This is a genomic window from Kurthia gibsonii, assembly GCF_006539985.1.
GTDB classification, from domain to species: Bacteria; Bacillota; Bacilli; order Bacillales_A; family Planococcaceae; genus Kurthia; species Kurthia gibsonii.
The window spans coordinates 1-20059 of record NZ_BJOB01000038.1 but is presented as its reverse complement, the minus strand read 5'-3'; the positions used below and the strand labels follow the sequence as shown (position 1 = coordinate 20059).

Annotated in this window: 17 protein-coding genes and 1 pseudogene; 2 read left to right on the top strand and 16 right to left on the bottom strand. The window is 36.5% G+C overall.

The genetic code is table 11. The annotated features are described in order from the left end of the window. The 9 genes and pseudogenes from KGI01_RS10755 to KGI01_RS10715 all read right to left on the bottom strand — a co-directional run. Positions 1-367: pseudogene (locus KGI01_RS10755) on the bottom strand (oligopeptide ABC transporter substrate-binding protein); the annotation flags it as partial. Between the two features lie 18 nt (positions 368-385). Then, the gene (locus tag KGI01_RS10750; protein ID WP_141274693.1) at positions 386-1294 is read right to left on the bottom strand and encodes an ABC transporter permease; all 909 of its coding nucleotides are present in this window, start codon (positions 1292-1294) and stop codon (positions 386-388) included. 30 nt (positions 1295-1324) lie between these two features. Next, the gene (gene opp4B / locus KGI01_RS10745) at positions 1325-2287 is read right to left on the bottom strand and encodes an oligopeptide ABC transporter permease (protein WP_087680386.1); all 963 of its coding nucleotides are present in this window, start codon (positions 2285-2287) and stop codon (positions 1325-1327) included. 1 nt (position 2288) lies between these two features. Further along, positions 2289-3236 carry an ATP-binding cassette domain-containing protein gene (locus KGI01_RS10740; RefSeq protein WP_068452032.1) on the bottom strand — a complete coding sequence of 316 codons (948 nt, stop codon included), beginning with the start codon at positions 3234-3236 and terminating at the stop codon, positions 2289-2291. Continuing rightward, the gene (locus tag KGI01_RS10735; RefSeq protein WP_141274692.1) at positions 3217-4245 is read right to left on the bottom strand and encodes an ABC transporter ATP-binding protein; all 1029 of its coding nucleotides are present in this window, start codon (positions 4243-4245) and stop codon (positions 3217-3219) included. Before KGI01_RS10735 ends, KGI01_RS10740 begins: the two co-directional genes overlap by 20 nt. 400 nt (positions 4246-4645) lie before the next feature. Further along, positions 4646-7054, bottom strand: a complete 2409-nt coding sequence (gene pheT, locus KGI01_RS10730) for a phenylalanine--tRNA ligase subunit beta (protein ID WP_141274691.1) — start codon at positions 7052-7054, stop codon at positions 4646-4648. A 12-nt stretch (positions 7055-7066) separates the two neighbouring features. After that, positions 7067-8104, bottom strand: a complete 1038-nt coding sequence (gene pheS, locus KGI01_RS10725) for a phenylalanine--tRNA ligase subunit alpha (RefSeq protein ID WP_068457291.1) — start codon at positions 8102-8104, stop codon at positions 7067-7069. A gap of 355 nt (positions 8105-8459) precedes the next feature. Beyond that, complete coding sequence (locus KGI01_RS10720; RefSeq protein ID WP_141274690.1) at positions 8460-9221, bottom strand: TrmH family RNA methyltransferase; 762 nt, start codon at positions 9219-9221, stop codon at positions 8460-8462. Positions 9222-9236: 15 nt separating this feature from the next. Next, complete coding sequence (locus tag KGI01_RS10715) at positions 9237-10214, bottom strand: zinc-binding dehydrogenase (protein ID WP_141274689.1); 978 nt, start codon at positions 10212-10214, stop codon at positions 9237-9239. 117 nt (positions 10215-10331) lie between these two features. On the opposite strand from KGI01_RS10715, the gene KGI01_RS10710 reads away from it, so the two are divergent. Then, on the top strand, positions 10332-11303 hold the full coding sequence (locus tag KGI01_RS10710) for a bile acid:sodium symporter family protein (RefSeq protein WP_141274688.1): 972 nt from the start codon (positions 10332-10334) through the stop codon (positions 11301-11303). A gap of 127 nt (positions 11304-11430) precedes the next feature. Here KGI01_RS10710 and argF read toward each other — a convergent pair whose 3' ends face one another. The 7 genes from argF to hmpA form a co-directional block, all read right to left on the bottom strand. Next, complete coding sequence (gene argF, locus KGI01_RS10705; RefSeq protein WP_141274687.1) at positions 11431-12396, bottom strand: ornithine carbamoyltransferase; 966 nt, start codon at positions 12394-12396, stop codon at positions 11431-11433. 162 nt (positions 12397-12558) lie between these two features. Beyond that, positions 12559-13644 carry a M42 family metallopeptidase gene (locus tag KGI01_RS10700; RefSeq protein WP_141274686.1) on the bottom strand — a complete coding sequence of 362 codons (1086 nt, stop codon included), beginning with the start codon at positions 13642-13644 and terminating at the stop codon, positions 12559-12561. Positions 13645-13692: 48 nt separating this feature from the next. Next, positions 13693-14178, bottom strand: a complete 486-nt coding sequence (locus tag KGI01_RS10695; RefSeq protein ID WP_141274685.1) for a dUTP diphosphatase — start codon at positions 14176-14178, stop codon at positions 13693-13695. 5 nt (positions 14179-14183) lie between these two features. Beyond that, on the bottom strand, positions 14184-14462 hold the full coding sequence (locus KGI01_RS10690; RefSeq protein ID WP_141274684.1) for a DUF1294 domain-containing protein: 279 nt from the start codon (positions 14460-14462) through the stop codon (positions 14184-14186). 85 nt (positions 14463-14547) lie between these two features. Continuing rightward, entirely contained in the window at positions 14548-16032 is a 1485-nt protein-coding gene (locus KGI01_RS10685) for a DUF5776 domain-containing protein (RefSeq protein ID WP_141274683.1), read from the bottom strand. A 277-nt stretch (positions 16033-16309) separates the two neighbouring features. Then, positions 16310-17782: a DUF5776 domain-containing protein gene (locus KGI01_RS10680; protein ID WP_141274682.1), complete on the bottom strand. Its 1473-nt coding sequence runs from the start codon at positions 17780-17782 to the stop codon at positions 16310-16312. 444 nt (positions 17783-18226) lie between these two features. Further along, positions 18227-19387: an NO-inducible flavohemoprotein gene (hmpA, locus tag KGI01_RS10675; RefSeq protein WP_141274681.1), complete on the bottom strand. Its 1161-nt coding sequence runs from the start codon at positions 19385-19387 to the stop codon at positions 18227-18229. Between the two features lie 168 nt (positions 19388-19555). Here hmpA and KGI01_RS10670 point away from each other — a divergent pair, with 168 nt between their 5' ends. After that, positions 19556-19993, top strand: coding sequence for an RrF2 family transcriptional regulator (locus KGI01_RS10670; protein ID WP_141274680.1), 438 nt, complete (start codon positions 19556-19558; stop codon positions 19991-19993). Positions 19994-20059 lie beyond the last annotated feature (66 nt).

The following is a 20059-nucleotide window of genomic DNA, read 5'->3' as shown; positions in this document are numbered from 1 at the left end:
TTGTAATTGTTGCTTTTTTAGCATCTGTATCTACATCTAATTTTGCAAGACCATCATTATCGATTAAGAAGTCTTCTTTTGTTGTGAAAATTGAATTTGAAGTATAGCTTAAGATTTCTGCATCGTATGCATCTTCATATACTTCGTAAAGGAATAAACCTTTGAATGGTGCATCTGATTGTAGTGCTACTTTTAATGTACCGCCCTTGATTGGTTCGTCTTTATTCGTCGTTTGTAACGGGAATTTTGACGTATCTACTTTTTCTTTTTGATTACTTTTTTCGCCGCTCTTGTCGCCGCCACATGCTGCTAATACGAGCATAATTGCCGCAAGAACTGTTAGTAATAGCCAATTCTTTTTGTTCATTTCATTTCCTCCCCTTTTTTAACCTAATCTTTGTTTTGAATCTGCTGCTCGACGTAAAGCTTGTCCAACATAATTTATTGCCAGCATCAATACGAGAATGAGTATTGATGCGGGTAACCATACCCACCAATTATTTTCAAGAACAACTGGGTTACTTGCAGCCCCTACCAATGTCCCTAAACTCGGTACATTTGGCGGTAGACCAAATCCTAAATACGTAAGACCTGTTTCAATGCCGACATTTCCGGCAAAGTTCAGTGTCAGCTCAACAATTAGTAATGAGCTAATATTTGGCAAAATACCTTTTAACATAATGGCAAAATTGCCTGTCCCCATCGTTTTAGAGGCACTTACATAATCGCGTTTCCCCTCGGAGAGCACTTTACTTCGAATTAACCTCGCTGTTCCTACCCACAAGAATGCGCTCATGATGAGTACAAATGTCATAACATTATATTTTGGAACAATCGTTACAAACACGATGATGATCATCAATGTTGGTAATGTCATGTAGAAGTCCATAATACGCATGATGATGGCATCAACGATTCCACCAAAATACCCAGCAGCTAAACCAATACCAACACCTAGTACACCTGTAATTAACGTAATCGCAATGGCAATCGTTAGCGAGTTACGTGTACCGAGAATTAACTGACCTAAGATGTCAATACCACCCTGATCTGCTCCTAGAATGAAGCCGTTCGTTCCCGGTTGTGCAAATTCATCATATAGACTAATTTGCATTAATTCTTCTCGGTCAATCGTGAATGACCAAACGAATGTGACAACGATGATACCGACTAATACGATGAGTGAAGCCATCGCTAATTTATCTTTTTTAAACTCGCGCCATACAACCTTTAATCCAGTTGCGGGCGTTCCTTCATCTTGTTGTAAGAGTGTTTTTTCTTCAATTTGTTGCATCTTTCTCACCTCTTTATTTTCGATTATGTCCTAATCAATACGGATTCGTGGATCAACGATACTCATTACAATGTCGGAAATTAAACTACCTAGTAAAGATAGGAATCCGAATAATAGTACGAGCGCTGTAATAACAGAATAGTCACGCTGCCCTAATGATTGAATGAATAGTTGCCCCATTCCTGGATAACCGAAAATCGTTTCGATAAAGATGGAACCACCAAGTAAACCTGTAATTGTAAAACCAATGAATGCTGCAATTGGTAATAATGAATTACGGAAAATGTGTTTTGAATAAATGACCTTCATCGGTACACCTTTACTTCGCGCTGTTTTTACATAATCTTGTGTTTTTGCATCGATTACTTCTGAGCGTAAGTATTGAATGATTGTTGTTGTGCCTAATAAAGCGAATGTAATACCTGGTAAGATAAGGTGGTAAATTTTATTCCATACATAATCCCATGTGCCAGGGTCATATTTCACATCGACCGTCCCACTAGTTGGGAACCAATCGAGTTTATAACCAAATAAGAATAAGAAAATTAAGCCAAGTACAAATGTCGGAATCGCATATGTAATGAAGCTATATAATACTGTTCCTTTATCAAACCAAGTTCCTTGGTAACGACCTGCATAAATTCCAAGTGGAATCGCGATTAAATATAAAAGAATGACACTGAATAGTGATAACCAAAGTGTATTTAATGCACGTTCTCCGATTAGGCTAGATACGCTATCTTTGAATGCATAGCTTGTTCCAAAGTCACCTTGAAGTGCATTCGTAACCCAATTCCAGTACTGTACATACCATGGATCATTCCAACCTGCTAACTCACGTAATTCTTCGATGCGGTTCGGGTCTGTTTCAGGTGTTACAAGACCTGTTAATGGGTCACCTGGCATCAATTTAGCTAACCAGAAAATGATTAAACTTAATACAATTAGTTGAGGAATCATAATTAAGATTCGTCTGACGATGGTTTTCCACATACTATTGTGCCTCCTTCTCAGCTGCTGACATCGCTACTTTATGCGTAGCTGAAATGACTTGAAGTGGGTAAACCTTTCCGTCTGCATCATAATACTTTTGAGCATTTTCACGGTAAGCTTGTTCCACTGCACGACGCTCCATTTTTCGTTCAAAGCGTGTCTCAGGTTCGATTGTTGGAATTGCAGATAATAAACGGTTCGTGTAGACATGTTTTGAATGTTTATAAATATCTTCTTTCGTTCCCTGTTCAACAAAACGTCCTTTATACATGATAGAGATATGATCACACATATGGCGAACAACACCTAAATCATGCGAGATGAATAGATAACTTAGTCCATATTCAGTTTGAATATCTTTCATAAAGTTCAGAACCTGTGCTTGTACTGATAAGTCAAGCGCTGATACAGGTTCATCGGCAATAATCATCTTTGGCTTACACGCTACTGCACGCGCAATTCCTAGACGCTGTTTTTGACCACCTGAGAATTCATGTGGATATTTTAATAAAGCTTCTTCTGACATCCCAACGATTTCAAGCAGTTCAATCATATGGCGCTTCTCTTCTGTTGGTGATAAATTCATAAAGTTACGAATTGGTTCTGCTAATACATCTTGTACGCGTTTTCTCGGATTCATCGCTGACGTTGAATCTTGGAAAATCATTTGGATATCACGTGTGAATGCACTATTACGTGTACGACGTTTATTGGTTACATCTTCACCTTCGTAGATTACTTGACCTGATGTAATTTTTTCGAGTCCGATAATTGCTTTTCCTGTTGTCGACTTCCCTGAACCTGATTCTCCGACTAAACCATATGTTTTGCCTTTTTCAAATTCCATCGATACACCATCTACTGCATAGACATGGTCTACTACTGTATTAAAGAAGCCGCCTCGAATTGGATAATGTACATGTAAATCTTTAATTTGTATGAAGCTCATGATTTAGTCCTCCTTCCTCATGTTCAAAATGGAAGTCTTTCCAGCACGTACAACGCACAAAATGTTCTGGACTGATTTCGTGTAGTGATGGATTGTCTTCATGTTTAGAAGGATCAATCCAAGGAATACGTGGTGCAAAACGACAACCCGTTCTTGGCATTTTCGTTAATGTTGGAACCATTCCATGGATAACTTCTAATCGATCTTGGTCGTGATCCACTTGTGGAATTGAATTTAATAATGAACGTGTATATGGGTGCTTTGGATGGCTGAACAGCTCTTCAACAGATGCGAGTTCAATAATTTGTCCAGCATACATAACTGCTACACGATCAGCCACTTCAGCTACTACACCTAAATCATGTGTAATCAAAATAATTCCCGAATTCGTTTCTTCTTGTAAATCATTTAATAAGTCTAAAATCTGTGCTTGAATCGTTACATCTAAAGCAGTTGTTGGTTCATCCGCAATCATAATTTTCGGTTTGCATGCAATCGCAATCGCAATGACAACACGCTGTCTCATCCCACCTGACAATTGATGTGGATATTGTCTTGCAACACGTTCTGGATGGCTAATTCCTACTTGATCTAATAATTCTAAAACACGTTTTTGACGTTCTTGTTCACTTAATTTTGTATGGTATTTTAATGTTTCGGTAATCTGATCGCCAATACGCATGAGTGGATTAAGGGCTGCAAGTGGGTCTTGGAAAATGAAGCCAATGTCATTTCCTCGAATTTTATTCAATTGGTCTTCTTTTAATGTCGCTAAGTTTTGATCGTTGTATAAAATCTGACCATCTACTTTTGTATTGTTTGCCACATGTAAACCAACAATAGAAGTGGCTAACGTACTTTTACCACAACCTGACTCCCCTACAATTGCTAACACTTCATTCTCACGTAGTGTTAAATTGATATCTTCAATTGCTGCGTAATACTGATCTTTGATTCGGAAACTTGTATGTAAGTTTTCAATTTTAAGTAATTCTTTTGATGTATTCAAAATATTTCCCCTTTCCAATCTAGCTCGAATATTCCAACTATTCAAAGCGTATGATTTTTATACATTAGATGTATAAATTTCGAATACCGAAACAATTAGACTTTTAAAATAAAATCCCTTATGCAATTCATGCATAAATTCCGATTATCGGAATTTTCTTAAAGGGAAATATATTTTATTTGTCTTAATATAACACAATTTTTAATTTTTTGTCTATTCTTTGTAAAAAGTTTTTAAAATATTCTTAAAAACAAGAAAATTGAGTTTACTTTTATGTAAATCTATTTCCTATATTTTGCATTATAGCATAGCAATAACATATAACATATACTTTTTTTCAAAAAAAGAAGAAGAAAACCACACAAAATAGAATTTTGCGTGGTTTAACGAGCATTTTAAATTATCGAACTTCTACATTCGCTTGTTCTTTTAATGCTGCCATTACTTGATCATGCACTGCTACGACTTCTTCATCCGTTAACGTTTTCTCTGGATTGAAGTACGTTAATGTAAATGCAAGTGACTTTTTGCCTTCTGGCATGTTTGCACCTTCATATAAATCGAATACATGTACTGATTTTAATAATGTACCACCAGCCTCACGAATAATCGCTTCAATCGTTCCTGCCTCTAATGTACGATCTACAACTAATGCAATATCACGTGAGATGGATGGGAAGCGTGGAATTGGTTGACAAACTAAAGGTTCCACTTCTGCTCCAGCTAATTGTTTAAAGTTTAGCTCTGCTACATATGTCTCTTTTAAGCCAAGTGTTTTTTGTTCTTTCGGGTGTAATTGTCCGAAGAAACCTACTACTTCACCATCTAATACGATTGATGCAGTACGACCTGGGTGCATACCTTCTTGTTTTGAAGCTACGTACTGAATACGCGCAGATAGACCTAGTTTTTCAAGTAATCCTTCGATTACACCTTTTAACACGAAGAAGTCTACTTGCTTATGTTCGCCTTGCCATGCGTGGTCAAGCCATTTACCTGTCATAACGATTGATAGATGTTCTTCTTCATTTGGTAAGCCATCTTCGCCTTTACCTAGGAATACAGAACCAATTTCGTATAATGCGACTAATGGAATTTGACGTGATACATTATGCACTGCTGCCTCGATTAAATGTGGTAATAAACTTTGGCGTAATGTACTATGTGCCTCACTCATTGGCATCATAAGACGTGTTGTTTCTTCTGTTTGTAGTGCGTATTTTTGCGCTAATTCATCTGATGTTAATGAGTATGTTAACGCTTGGAATAAGCCACTGCCTTCTAAATAATGACGTGTTACACGACGTTTTTCTTGGTATGGTGTTAAACCACCTACTGATGTTTCTGCTACAGGAATTGTTTTTGGAATCTCGTCGTAACCATACATACGCGCGATTTCTTCTACGATATCTTCTTCAATTTTAATATCTTGACGGCGTGTTGGTGCATCTACGATTAATAAACCGTTCGCTGTTTCTACATCAAAACGTAGACGTTTTAAAATCGATACCATCTCATTTAATGAGATTTTCATACCTAAACGTGAGTTGATGAAGTCAGGTGACACAGCTACGCGAGCTGGAGTTTTATCTAATTCATCTACAAGTACTGTTCCTTCTAATACTGTTCCACCAGCGATTTCAGCCATTAACTGCGCTGCACGTTCTGCTGCTGGTAATACACGGTTCGGGTCAATCCCTTTTTCAAAGCGCGCACTCGCATCACTACGTAAGCCTAAATCTTTTGATGTATAACGAACAGATAGCCCTTCAAAGTAAGCTGATTCAATTACAACTGTTGTTGTTTTATCTGTTACTTCTGAATCGAATCCACCCATAACACCTGCTACTGCCACTGGCTCTTCACCATTTGTAATTACAAGGTTCGAAGCTTTTAATGTACGGTCTTTTCCGTCTAGTGTTTTAATGCTTTCGCCTTCTGTAGCTAAACGAACGACGATTTCACCTGTTTTTAGTGCATCGTAATCGAATGCATGAAGCGGTTGACCATATTCCATTAAAATATAGTTCGTAATATCAACTACGTTATTTAATGGACGAACGCCTACAGCCATTAATGCTTGCTGTAACCATAATGGTGATTCCGCAACTTTTACATTCTCCACAACTTTCGCTGCATATAGTGGATTTTGTTCTAATGCTTCTACACGCACGTTTAATACGTCTGCTGCTTTTTTCGTTGTTGCTTCATACTTGATTTCAGGTAAGTGAATTTCACGATCTAAAATTGCCGCTACTTCATAAGCTACACCTAACATACTCATGGCATCTGAACGGTTTGGTGTAAGACCTAATTCTAATACCACATCATCTAAACCTAATACTTCAACTGCATCTGAACCTACTGGCGTATCTGATGGTAATACGTAAATACCTTCAGCATATGCTTTTGGTACAACTTTACCTTCGATACCTAGTTCTTGAAGTGAACAAATCATACCGTTTGATACTTGTCCACGTAATTTAGCTTTTTTAATTTTCCCACCTGGCAAGTGCGCGCCTGGACGTGCAACGATGACTTTTTGTCCTACCGCTACATTCGGTGCACCACAAACGATTTGTGAATATTCTTCTTCACCAAAATCAACTTGGCAAATATTTAATTTATCTGCTTCTGGGTGTTTTTCTTTTTCTTTTACTTCTCCAACCATTAGCTTTTTAAGTCCAGCTGATAAGTCGATGATGCCATCTACTTCAATCCCTGCTCGTGTAATTTTTTCTGCTAATTCTGCTGGTTCGAAACCTGAAATGTCAACATATTTTGCTAACCATTTTAATGATACATACATGCGTTATTCCTCCTAATCTTCTGCTCTTTGGAATTGTTCTAAGAAACGAACGTCATTCGTATAGAAATCACGAATATCTTCTACACCGTAACGTAACATCGCAATACGCTCTTGTCCCATACCAAATGCAAAGCCTGTTACTTTTTTAGGATCATATCCTGCCATTTCAAGTACGTTCGGGTGAACCATACCTGCACCTAGAATTTCAATCCAACCTGTGTTTTTACATACATTACATCCTGAACCGCCACATTTGAAGCATGAGATATCCATCTCAACTGATGGCTCTGTGAATGGGAAATAGCTTGGACGTAAACGAATTTCACGTTCGTCACCAAACATCTTCTTCGCGAATACATCTAATGTCCCTTTTAGATCACTCATACGAATGTTCTCACCGATGACTAAACCTTCAATTTGATTGAATTGGTGTGAATGTGTTGCATCATCGTTATCGCGACGGAATACTTTACCTGGGCAAATAATACGAATCGAAGAACCTTTTTTCTCTTCCATCGTACGCGCTTGTACAGGTGATGTATGTGTACGCATTAAGATTTCTTCTGAAATATAGAATGTATCTTGCATATCACGCGCCGGGTGACCTTTTGGTAAGTTTAATGCTTCAAAGTTGTAGTAATCTTTTTCTACTTCTGGACCTTCTACTACTTCATAGCCCATACCGATGAATAAGTTTTCGATTTCTTCTGTTACACGTGTTAATGGGTGTGCATTTCCTACTTTAATTGTGCGACCTGGTAATGTTACATCAATTGTTTCTTGAGCTAATTGTGCTTCCACTGCTTTTTCTTCTAATTCAACCATACGTGCTTCTAATACTTCTTGTACTTCGCCACGTACTTCATTCACAAGAGCACCCATTTTTGGACGTTCTTCAGCAGGAAGTTTACCCATGCCTTTTAATAAATCTGTAATTGGACCTTTTTTACCTAAATAAGCAACACGTACATCATTTAATTCTTTTGTATTTGTTGCTGCTTGAATACGATCCAATGCTTCTTGTTTTAACTGTGTTAATTGTGCAGCCATTTCCATCGTAAAATTCCTCCTTTTATTGGATGATCAACCTGTTGTAAGCATAAAAAAATCGCCCCTTAAAAAAGGGACGAGGATTATATCGCGTTACCACCCTAGTTATTGCATACGTTCATGCAATCACTTCGTTGAATTAACGGCTCATTTGCCGGCGTACCTTTACAGCTAATGCTGGTCCCGGACGCTGCTAACGGGGTGAACTTCTTCTATTATAGAGGCAAATCTCCACTTTCAGTCTATGGTGGACACTCCCTAATTGCTTATAATAGCGTACTTTTCCCGATCATCGCATTTGAATTATGTGTTCACACTCAACTATTATAAACGCTTTAATGCCATACTTCAAGTGTTACTCGGCAGTTGCAAAGTGATATAGAACAATTCCAGTCGCCACTGCTACATTTAATGACTCAGCGCCACCCATAATCGGAATGATGACATTCTTCGTCGTTTTTGTTAGTAATTCTTTTGAAATACCACTACCTTCATTCCCCATAATGACTGCAAATGAAGGCGTCTTTTGTACTTGGTTATATACCACAGATGTCGCATCAAGTGCTGTTCCATAAATCGGAATATCACGTTCTTGTAATTGCTCTACCCAATCTACTAGCTCACCACGCAATACAGGTAAATGGAAAATAGAACCCTGTGTTGAGCGAATTGTTTTCGGATTGAATGGGTCTGCACTACCTTTTCCTAAAATAACAGCATCCATCCCCGCTGCATCTGCTGTTCGAATCATCGTACCGACATTACCGGGGTCTTGTACAGCATCAATCAGTAAAAACTTCTTCCATGAAGGCTTTACTTCAAAATCAGGTTGTTTGCAGTGTGCAAAAATGCCTTGTGTACGTTCTGTCTCTGCCAATTCTGCTGCGATTGCCGCTGTTACTTCTACCATATAAATGTTGTCAATATTCCATGTAGCAGGAATTTCAACACCTTCTCGTACAATTAAGTTTAAAACATCTGTACCTTGAAGTGCTTCTTCTACTAAATGGAAACCTTCTACTAAAAACTCACCAGATTGGTCACGTTCTTTGCGTGTTGTCGCTAATTTTTTCCAATATTTCACTAATGAATTTGATAATGATTCAATTCTTTTCATTCATAAACCGCCTTTTTACATCGTTAATACTATTTTGCCAAACTGTGTACTCTCTTGCAACTGCTGAAATGCTTGTGTCGCATGTTCGATGGCATATGTTTGTTCAACGATTGGGCGAATGTGATGTGCTTCCATGAAAGAAAGACATGCACGAAATTCTTCTCGACTCCCCATTGTCGTACCATGTAATGTGTACTGACCGTAGAAAAAGTCACGTAAATTAATCGTTGTTTCATCTGCTGTTGTTGCGCCGAATGTTACTAGTGTACCACCCTTTTTTAAAACAGCCAATGAACGATTAAAAGTTGCTGCACCAACGCTATCAATGACAAGGTCGACTGTCTCATACTGAAGTGCCGCGTTCCAGTCCTCTGCTGTATCAATTACGAGATCTACACCGAGTTGCTTCGCTTTTTCACGCTTCTCTTCTGAACGTGAACTCGTAATAACTCGCGCGCCTATATTCTTTGCAAATTGAATCATAAATGTCGCAACACCGCTACTTCCACCTGGAATAAATACCGTCTGCCCTTTTTGTAATTGTCCTTTTGTAAAGAGTGCGCGATAACCTGTTAATGGAGCAATCCCAATCGTCGCTGCTTCTTCCGTTGATAAGTAGTCCGGTTTTCGTTCAATTTGTTCTGCTGAAATGGCGATTTTTTCTGCAAATGTCCCTTGATCTGGTAAACTTAAAATTTCAAAGTCCTCAGGTGGAGCAGGTGTATTATCGAACCAACGAAGAGAAGGATTTATAATAACTTCATCGCCGACTTGCCAATTCTCGATATCTGCTGATACCTGTTCAATAATACCTGTTGCATCTGAACCTAAAATTAAAGGTGCCGCATCTTTCGCTAAACGATTCGGTGTATAAAGGTCCCGACGATTAACACTCGCTGCTTGAATACGAACAAGTACTTCTCCATCTTTTAGTATAGGTTCTGGTCTTTCTCCTACGTGAATTTCGTTTTTTTCTGTATAAACCGCTTTCATTGACATTCTTCCTTTCATTTTTAGTTTATTTATTCATTATATCATTTTTTATATTGCTATTTTAAGAAAATTATATATACTTGAAATTATCAGAATTTTTGAAAAGGTGTGGATATGATGAAAGTTTTAGAATCAATTAGTTCATTTACAGGAAAGTACTTTGCTTTTCTTGTACTCGGAGTTGCTGTCATCTCATTCTTCTTCCCGACAGCATTCCTAGCATTCGGAGGATATATTACCATCATGTTAGGGATTGTCATGTTCGGAATGGGGTTAACATTAAGTGCAAAAGATTTTAAATTAGTTTTAACAAAGCCGCTACCCGTATTGATTGGGATTGTTGCACAGTTTACAGTGATGCCACTAACAGCTCTTGGTATTGCGTACTTACTACAATTGCCACCTGAATTAGCGGCAGGACTTGTATTACTTGGATCCGTACCAGGTGGAACTGCTTCAAACGTAATGGTTTATTTAGCAAAAGGAAATGTTCCTTTATCAATTACAATGACATCTGTATCAACATTATTAGCACCATTCTTTACACCGGTGATTTTATACTTCTTAGCTGGACAGTGGATGCCTGTTAATATGTCTTCGATGTTTATGTCGATTGTACAAGTTATTTTAGTACCGGTTGCACTTGGTATCATCGTTCGTAAATTAGTACCAAACTTAATCGACCGTAGTGTATCGGTTGTACCACTCATCTCAGTTGCTGCCATCATCTTAATCGTTGGCGCAGTAGTTGCAGGGAATCAAGAGAAAATCGCAACAGCTGGCTTAATTATTTTCTTAGCCGTATTCTTACACAATACAGCTGGTTTAGTTTTAGGTTATTATGCAGGAAAGGTATGCGGACTTTCATTATCAGACCAACGTGCCATCTCAATCGAGGTCGGCATGCAAAACTCTGGTTTAGGTGTAGCACTTGCTACAGCACACTTAGGGCCACTTGCTGCTATTCCAAGTGCATTCGGTGCTGTATGGCATAATATTTCAGGTCCAATTATTGCAAGTTACTGGGCACGTCGTCCGATTCCAAATGAATCAAAGCAACAAGTTTCAATTGAAAAGAAACATGCATAATAAAACATTTTACTTTCCTTTTTCAAAGTTAGAAACAAAAAAACTGGAACCGCGCCACAGCGCGATTCCAGTTTTTCTTATACTTAAATCAAATCTATTTTTTTATACTTTTCTTTTTGTTCTCGTTTTATCCAAGTATGGATACAAGTACTGCTTTTTGTGCATGTAGACGATTCTCTGCTTGTTGGAAAATATATGAGTTTTCACCGTCAATAACAGCTGTCGCAACTTCTTCTTCACGATGTGCTGGTAAGCAGTGTAAAAACATATAATCTGATTTCGCGTGCGTTACTAATTCAGAAGAAATTTGGAATCCTTCAAAATCTTGTAGGCGTTTTGCTGATTCTTCTTCTTGGCCCATTGAAGTCCACACATCTGTGTAAATTACATCTGCATCTGTTGCCGCTTCAATTGGATTATTCGTAAATGATACCGTACTTCCATTTTGCGCTGCGATTGTTGCTGCTTTTAACATGACTTGTTCTGATGGTTCATATCCTTTTGGTGCTGCTACAACGACATCCATTCCTACATGTGCTGCTGCTACCACAAGTGAATGTGCCACATTATTTCCGTCACCAATATACGCTAGTTTCAATCCTTTGAAGTGCCCTTTTACTTCTTTAATTGTTTCAAGATCAGCTAGCGCTTGGCAAGGGTGTGAGATATCTGTTAAACCATTAATTACAGGAATTGATGCATGTTCTGCTAATTCTTTTACCATTGCATGTGAATTTGCACGAATCATAATACCATCTACATATCCTGATAATACATGTGCTGTATCATAAACCGACTCACCACGACCAATTTGTAAATCGCGTGCATTCATATACATACCTTTTCCGCCTAATTGGTGCATACCTACTTCAAACGAAATACGTGTACGTGTTGAATTTTTTTCAAAAATCATCGCAAGTGTTTTACCTTCTAATAGTTTTGGACACTTACCTTCTTTTGTAATCGTCTTAAGTTGAATCGCTAAGTCGATTAATTGTTGTACTTCTTCACTTGAATAGTTCACTAATGATAATAGATCTTTCCCTTTTAAGCTTGTGACAATTTGTAATTGTACCTCTTCTAATAATTTCACACTGCATCGCTCCTGTACGTTTAATTGTTAATTCTCATTATATGTATGTATATTTATTCTGTCAAATGAATTTTTATGTTTTATCTGACTAGTTTATCATTTCTAGTAAGATAAGATAAAAAAGAGTTCGAAGCATCATATTCGCTTCGAACTCTTGTATGTTTATTCAAATGTAATACGTTGTACTGTTTCATCATCTAGCTTTTTAATCACTTCAATCACTAACTTCACTGTATTTTCAAAGTCATCGCGATGTAAAATACCTGCATGTGAATGAATATAACGTGTCGCAATACCAATCGAGATTGCTGGTATACCGTTTGCTGTAATATGAATAGAACCTGCGTCCGTACCGCCACCTGGAATTGCTTCATACTGATATGGAATTCCTGCTTCTTCTGCTGTATCAACGACTAAGTCACGTAACCCCTTATGGCCGACCATTGATGCATCATAGACAATGATTTGTGGACCTTCACCCATTTTAGAAGCTGCTTCTGAAGGTGAGATTCCTGGTGTATCTCCTGCAATACCGACATCTACTGCGAAACCAATAGCTGGATTGATTTGATGCGTAGCTGTTTTTGAACCACGTAAACCCACTTCTTCTTGTACCACACCACAACCGTAAACAACGTTTGGATGTTGTTCGTCTTTTAAGCCTTTTAATACTTCAATCGCAATCGCACAACCAATACGGTTATCCCAAGCTTTTGCTAGTAAGAATTTTTCATTTTTCATCACTGTAAAATCGAAGTACGGTGCAATCATATCACCAGGTCGAATACCCCACTCCATTACTTCTTCTTTCGAAGTTGCACCAACATCGATAAACATCTGTTTAATGTCAACCGGCTTATTGCGCTGTTCAGCTGGTAAGATGTGCGGTGGTTTTGAACCGATGACACCTGTGACTGTCTCACCTGAACGTGTGACGATTTGAACGCGCTGTGCCAACATTACTTGGCTCCACCAACCGCCAACTGTTTGGAATTTAATAAAGCCACGGTCATCAATTTGTGTTACCATGAAGCCAACTTCATCTAAGTGCCCAGCTACCATAATTTTCGGACCATCTTCTTGGCCTACTTTTTTAGCAATTAATGAACCAAGACCATCTGTTTCGATTGTGTCTGCATACGGTTCAATGTACTGCTTCATGACATCGCGCGCTTCCTTTTCATTACCTGCAATCGCACGTGCATCTGTTAAATCTTTTAGCATGGTTAATGTTTGATCTAATTTCATCTTGAGAAATCCCCCTTGTTGAAGAATACTTCCATTATACAACAGTTTTTAATATCCTGTACGTTGTCGCTCGTAATTTTTTTCGTTTTTCGAAATATATGCATCGATAATTTGCTGTGCATCGAATTGTAATGTGCGTGCAATTGCACCATAGCACTTCCAAATCTCTTCATAATTTTCACGTTTAGGCTCATTTCCAAACACGATAATCGCTTGTTGTGCCTGTAAGAATAATTCTGTTAGAGAAGCATCACGTGCATCTGTTGGCCATTCTTTTAAATCATTAAAACCTTTCATAATGCCAAGTGACAATAGAAAATGAACTGAGTCTACGAATTCTTCTAAAATAACAGCATCTTCTGAAGGACCTTTTGTACTCCAAAATTTGAAACAGCGTGTTTCATTCGCAAGTTCTCCTAATTCCACTAATAGCGCTAATGTTTTTTCACGAAAGACATCAAAATCAATCCCCTGTGTCTTTTCAATGAATGCGTCTAATTCTTTTTGCATTGTAAATAGTTGTTGTAAATTCACGTTCATCATCCTTTCATATGTATAGTACCGAAGTTGTAAATAGCTGACAATAAAAAATACCCATCCATTAGAGCGAAGATTGCAAATCCAATAACAAAATGTATCTTTCTTATTTTATGTCGCCAAATCATCATACCTAAAAATGTGCCGAGTCCACCACCGACAATCGTCAAAATCCATAGTGTACGCTCTCTAATACGCCACTTGTGACGAATGGCTCTACTTTTATCAATGCCCATCACAATAAAACCAATCGCTGATAATACAATAATCCAAATAGCCATATATACCTCATTTCTATTCGCTTGATTAGTATAACAAAAAAAGAAGAAGGAATCGCTTCGTTTGCGTCCCTCTTCTTACTTATTTTTATTTTTTTACAACATAGGCTTTATTCGCACTAATGTATTGTCCTGTGCCAATTTTTAAACGTGGTGTTCCTGCAGCGCTCCATGTAACTGCTGTCACTTGAAGTTTTTTACCTTTTGCAATCGTACGTGTCTTATTAGCGAATGACACAGATGTATAAACACCTACATTTGTTTTTGTTTGAATCGTTTTTGGATTTACATAATAATAATCTGAAATATTATTTACAACAGAGCGTGTATAAGCTTTGTTTGCACTCACATAGTAACCAGTTGATGTTTTTAATCGTGGTGTTCCGCCTTCTGTATAGTCAATGTCTTTAATCGTGAATACGCTATTTGTGCTGTAATTTTTTAATTTTGTCGATGTACTAAATGTCGTACTTTTGTATAAACCTTGTGTCACACGTAACAACGTTTTTTTCGGCACTTTTGTGATATATTCATCAATATCTGAACGTGTTTTCACAACATAGGTACGGTTTGCTGTAATATAGTTACCGTTTTTTAGTTTTAAACGTGGTGCTCCAGATGCACTCTTTTCAACAGCTACAATATCTAATAGTATATTTTTAGGGTGACGTTTTACTTTCGCACTTTCTTTAAAAGTACGTGAATTATATTCATACGCTACTGTTTTTGTTGCAATTTTTTTAGGGTTACTTGTATAGTAACGTGGATTTGAGACAGGTTTTGATATTGATTGCGTGAAGTAACTTAGGCTTACACCGTTTAAACGGTTTAAATCAACATATGTACCAATTCCATCTACTTTCCCTTGGTCTGTAAATTGCCATAATGCATTTGGATATGCTGGTTTAGTTGCACCATAACGTGGAATCCAGACAAAATCTGCTTTTGATGTATCAAGATTTAATTTATCATATAGATGATTCGCTATGTATAAGCCGATTTTTTTATCTGTATATTTACGTAATTCCGCAACGAATGAATTGACGATTGCACGCATACTCTCTCCAGATTCACTTGTAAATTCCTCTACATCAATGACATAAAAGTTTGCATCTTTACTTGCACGGTTATAAAAATCACGTGCTTCTACTTTTGCGTCTGCTGTGTCAGTCGCTAAATGATAAGCATATACACCAAATGGCACATTGTATTTTTTAGCACTCGCTTCATAACTTTTATGCCAACGGTCTTCTAATACACTTCCATATTGTGTACGAATAATCGCTAAATCAATAACTTTTGAAGCCTTTGCCCAGTCAATATTCCCTTGGTGATGCGAGATATCGACAATAACGGGGTCTGTGTATGATTTTGTGCTTAGTGTACGACTTTTAGCGTTCACTGGGTTTGTATCTGTGACATATGGTGTGCCTTCCCATTCGATTTTACGATCAGGATTTGCTGGTGCTAACGTCCCATCTTGTTCTACTGCAGAAGCTGAATTACTTTGCCATGCGACTACTACAAATAATACAAACAAAAGTGATAGAAACCATTTCAATTGTTTGTTCATTTTCCACTCTCCTTTTCAAATTTTTGAGGATTTTATAGCCTGAATTGACTATCCAAATCATAACAAATTTCTCTCTTTACTTATGACACTTTTACGCGTCATTTTAATTTCATATATTAAAATAATATTACATTTTATTTCATATTGTAATATCCATATTCTTTTTCTTTTGTCTAGTTATCTTTTTGAAATAAATGCGTATTTTATATACGATTTTCTTCATTTTTTAGTATGAATCAAAAAAAAAGCTAGGTCCTAAAACCTAACTTCTTATCAATTACCCTTGTTCAAAAAATGGTATTTTTCGGAACAATGTCTTTTTAGTTGAGACATATTTACCATCTGCTAATTTGAATCGTGGATAGCCTAACTTATTATAAACCACGTCTTGAATATCGAGTACTGTACCGACTGGAACCATCTCTGGATCTTTTTTTTGATCACCGAAAAGTAATGTATCGTATTTATAAATTACTTTTTGTGTACGTAACTTTAAAGATGAATCATATTCTAAGAAATAGTTTTGAATGGTCGCTGGCACTTCGACTACATCATTTTTGTCTGCTGAGATAAATCTGCCATTAATAATTGCAAAACGATTTTCGCCTGAACCATTATAAACTACACGACTTACGTTAAAAATCGTATTCGCTGGAACAAACTCAGGTGATGTATTACTTGTTGATGAACGATATGAATATAAATTACGAATTGTCATGACTTGTTTTACATTATCATTTGTTGTATAGAAATTCGACGTAGCAGAAGTTTTTAAGACTAAACTTTTACTAGCACTAATATATGAACCATCTGCTAGTTGAAGGCGTGGGATACCTGTTGAAGATTTCACTACCTTTTTAACTTTTAAACGTGTTCCTTCTTTGTAGCTTTTCTTTTTATTTTTTTTATCAAAGCTTGTTTTCTTATAAACATTTACAGGTTTCTTTAAAAGAACATATTTAGGATTCGTTACATAATATTTTTTAACGAGTTCTGAGTTTGAAATTGTTGTTACTTTATTTGTAAAGTATTCTAACTTTGTTCCACCTGCTAAACGATTTAAATCAACATTTCCATTGATTCCTGGAACGCGTCCGCTATCAGTATATTGCCAAAGTTGATGTTTATAAATAGGACCTGAATAACCATAACGTGGAATCCAGACAAAATTAAATTTACTTGCATCTAATTTGAATGATGAATACTTGTGGTGCGCTACATATAAACCAATTTTTTTATTCGTTAATTTACGCATTTCCTTCATATATTCATTAATAATAGTACGCATAGAGTACCCTTTTTTATTCGTCTGTACTTCTACATCTAAAACATAAAATTCTGTATCTTTACTCGCACGATTATAGAATGAGCGCGCTTCTGCACGTGCTTCTGCTGGTGTACCAGCTCTTACAAAAGAATAAACACCAAATGGCACATTATATTTTTTAGCATTCGATTCATATGTACGATGCATATAATCTTCTAATTCTCCATCTTGTGTACGAATAATCACTAAATCAAGCGCTTTTGATGCTTTTGACCAATCAATATTACCTTGCCATTTTGAAATATCTGCAATAACAGGATCATTTGCAGATCGTTTTACAAGTTTTGCATTGGCTGGGTATTCCCATTTCACAACACTCTCAGGTTTTGCAGTATTTTTATGTGCCTTGGCTTCACTATTTTGCGAGAATCCAAAGATACTAAACATCACAAGTAACAGAGCTAAACTATAAACTTTCTTCATCTTTCCCTTCCTTTCACGTTCTCTCTATTCTTTCTTCTTTTATTATATCGTATAAGAAGAAAGAATTATTATTACAAACAAATAACATTTTATTTTTTATTATTTTTTTATTCATAAAACCTCATTTTAATATTATTACGTTAAATAATATTAAAAATCACTATTTATATACCTAAAAAAACAAAAGAAAGTTCAATAAAAATAAGTATTAAGAATTAGTGAGAATAATAGAAGAAAAAGTAAAACCCCGTCCTTACGTGTATTAAAAATAGTTTGGATAAAACATTCACTTCGCTTTTTTAGCGTTCACAACACAAAACTGGAACCGCGCCACAGCGTAATTCCAGTTTTTCTTATGGTCATATGAGGTATTATTTTTACACGTATGTTCTAGCTTGTGTTATTTAATTTTTCAAACCCGATACAACTTCATGTTAAATCGAATTAAATATTCATTGCTGGTCCAAAGAATTCGTAATGAATTTGGTCACGACTCATGCCCAGTTCAGTTAGAGAAGCAATCACTTCGTGCATGAATCCTACAGGTCCACATAAATATACTTCACCTGTTAAATCAACTTGCTCAGCTAACATTTCTTTCGTAATTTTTCCTGCTACATCTGAAGCGTGTTGTACATATGTCACATTTTCAGGAATGGCAATATGGCATAACTCTTTTTCAAATGCATGCTCGTTTAAGTGGGATGCACTATGAATCAATTTCACTGCGGCTTTATTTTCGCTTGCTGCTTTTTCAAACATACTAATTAATGGTGTAATTCCCACACCACCTGCGATGAATGTCACGGGTTTTTCTGTTGCTTCATAAACAAAGGAACCAGCTGGTACACTAATTGATAACGTATCGCCAACTTGTACATGGTCATGTAGATAGTTCGATGCTTTACCAATTGGTGTATTTTTTTGATCGCGTTTAACAGAGATACGGTAACTTTCACCATCATATGATTTTGATAAGCTGTATTGACGATTTAGAATATATTCTTCGTTTGGATTTTTTACTTGTACCGTAATATATTGTCCAGGTAAATATTCTGGTAATGCTGAACCATCTGCTGGTTGTAAATAGAATGATGTAATAAGTGCATTCTCAGCTACACGCTTCACAACTTTAAAGTCTTTAAATCCACGGAACCCACCTTGTTTATTTTCAGCTTCTTGATAAAGCGCTTCTTCTTCTTGGATAAAGACATCTGCGATTACACCATATGCTTCTCCCCAAGCTTGAATAATTTCATCTGTTGCTGCATCACCTAATACTTCTTTAATTGCACGTAGTAAAAATTCTCCTACAATTGGATAATGCTCTGGTAATACACCTAAACTACGGTGTTTTTGTGCGATTTGTTTTACAACTGGAATAATCGCTGGTAAGTTTTCAATGTGTACAGCTGCTGCATAAACTGTATTTGCTAAAGCTGTTTGTTGACGACCTTTTTCTTGGTTCGTGTGATTAAAAATGTTTAATAAAGCTGGATTTGCTTCAAATAAATTTTTATAAAAAGTTTTTGTAATTTCTACTCCGTGTACTTCTAATACAGGTGCAGTTGATTTTACGACGTCCATTGTGTGTTGAGATAACATGTGAATCATCCTCTCTTTTTTTTACACCTTTAGAATAATCCTATTTTCCATTTAAAGCAATATACAAAATACATCTTTAACAAAAAAGACATATTTAAAATACATCTTTAAAATTTATAAATTGTTTTCTTTACATGCTATAATAAAAGGAGTTGGAGGTGAATTCTGTTGAGGTTGACACTATATACAGATTATTCTCTGCGCGTTTTGCTTTATCTTGGCGCAAAAAAGCCAGATGAATTATCGACAATTAAAGACATTTCCGATGCTTATGGTGTGTCTAAAAATCATTTAATGAAGGTGACACATGAATTAGGAAAAATGGGATACATCGAGACAATCCGTGGTCGTGGTGGTGGTATTCGTCTCGCTATGCAACCTGAAGAAATTAATATCGGGAAGCTCGTCCTACAAACAGAAGAAGATTTTTATTTAGTTGATTGCTTTAATCCTGAATCTGTTGGTTGCGTTATTTCACCCGTTTGTAATTTAAAAGGCGCGTTAAATAAAGCACTACATGCATATATTGCTGTACTTGATGAATACCATCTAAGTGATTTTTTAACATCAAAAGAAAAATTAGCTGCTTTACTATTTGATTCTTAATATACAGCATCCTTTCCTTTTGAGGATTAAATATTTATATGTACAAAAAGAAGTGATAGGAATAAA

Bases quoted from the DNA above. Each gene is read 5' to 3' on its own strand.
- KGI01_RS10710 (WP_141274688.1), top strand. From the start codon at position 10,332: ATGAAAGTTTTAGAATCAATTAGTTCATTTACAGGAAAGTACTTTGCT.
- KGI01_RS10740 (WP_068452032.1), bottom strand. From the start codon at position 3,236: ATGAGCTTCATACAAATTAAAGATTTACATGTACATTATCCAATTCGA.
- opp4B (WP_087680386.1), bottom strand. From the start codon at position 2,287: ATGTGGAAAACCATCGTCAGACGAATCTTAATTATGATTCCTCAACTA.
- pheS (WP_068457291.1), bottom strand. From the start codon at position 8,104: ATGGCTGCACAATTAACACAGTTAAAACAAGAAGCATTGGATCGTATT.
- hmpA (WP_141274681.1), bottom strand. From the start codon at position 19,387: ATGTTATCTCAACACACAATGGACGTCGTAAAATCAACTGCACCTGTA.
- KGI01_RS10690 (WP_141274684.1), bottom strand. From the start codon at position 14,462: ATGGCTATTTGGATTATTGTATTATCAGCGATTGGTTTTATTGTGATG.
- KGI01_RS10700 (WP_141274686.1), bottom strand. From the start codon at position 13,644: ATGAAATTAGATCAAACATTAACCATGCTAAAAGATTTAACAGATGCA.
- KGI01_RS10680 (WP_141274682.1), bottom strand. From the start codon at position 17,782: ATGAAGAAAGTTTATAGTTTAGCTCTGTTACTTGTGATGTTTAGTATC.
- KGI01_RS10685 (WP_141274683.1), bottom strand. From the start codon at position 16,032: ATGAACAAACAATTGAAATGGTTTCTATCACTTTTGTTTGTATTATTT.
- KGI01_RS10750 (WP_141274693.1), bottom strand. From the start codon at position 1,294: ATGCAACAAATTGAAGAAAAAACACTCTTACAACAAGATGAAGGAACG.
- KGI01_RS10720 (WP_141274690.1), bottom strand. From the start codon at position 9,221: ATGAAAAGAATTGAATCATTATCAAATTCATTAGTGAAATATTGGAAA.
- KGI01_RS10715 (WP_141274689.1), bottom strand. From the start codon at position 10,214: ATGAAAGCGGTTTATACAGAAAAAAACGAAATTCACGTAGGAGAAAGA.
- pheT (WP_141274691.1), bottom strand. From the start codon at position 7,054: ATGTATGTATCATTAAAATGGTTAGCAAAATATGTTGACATTTCAGGT.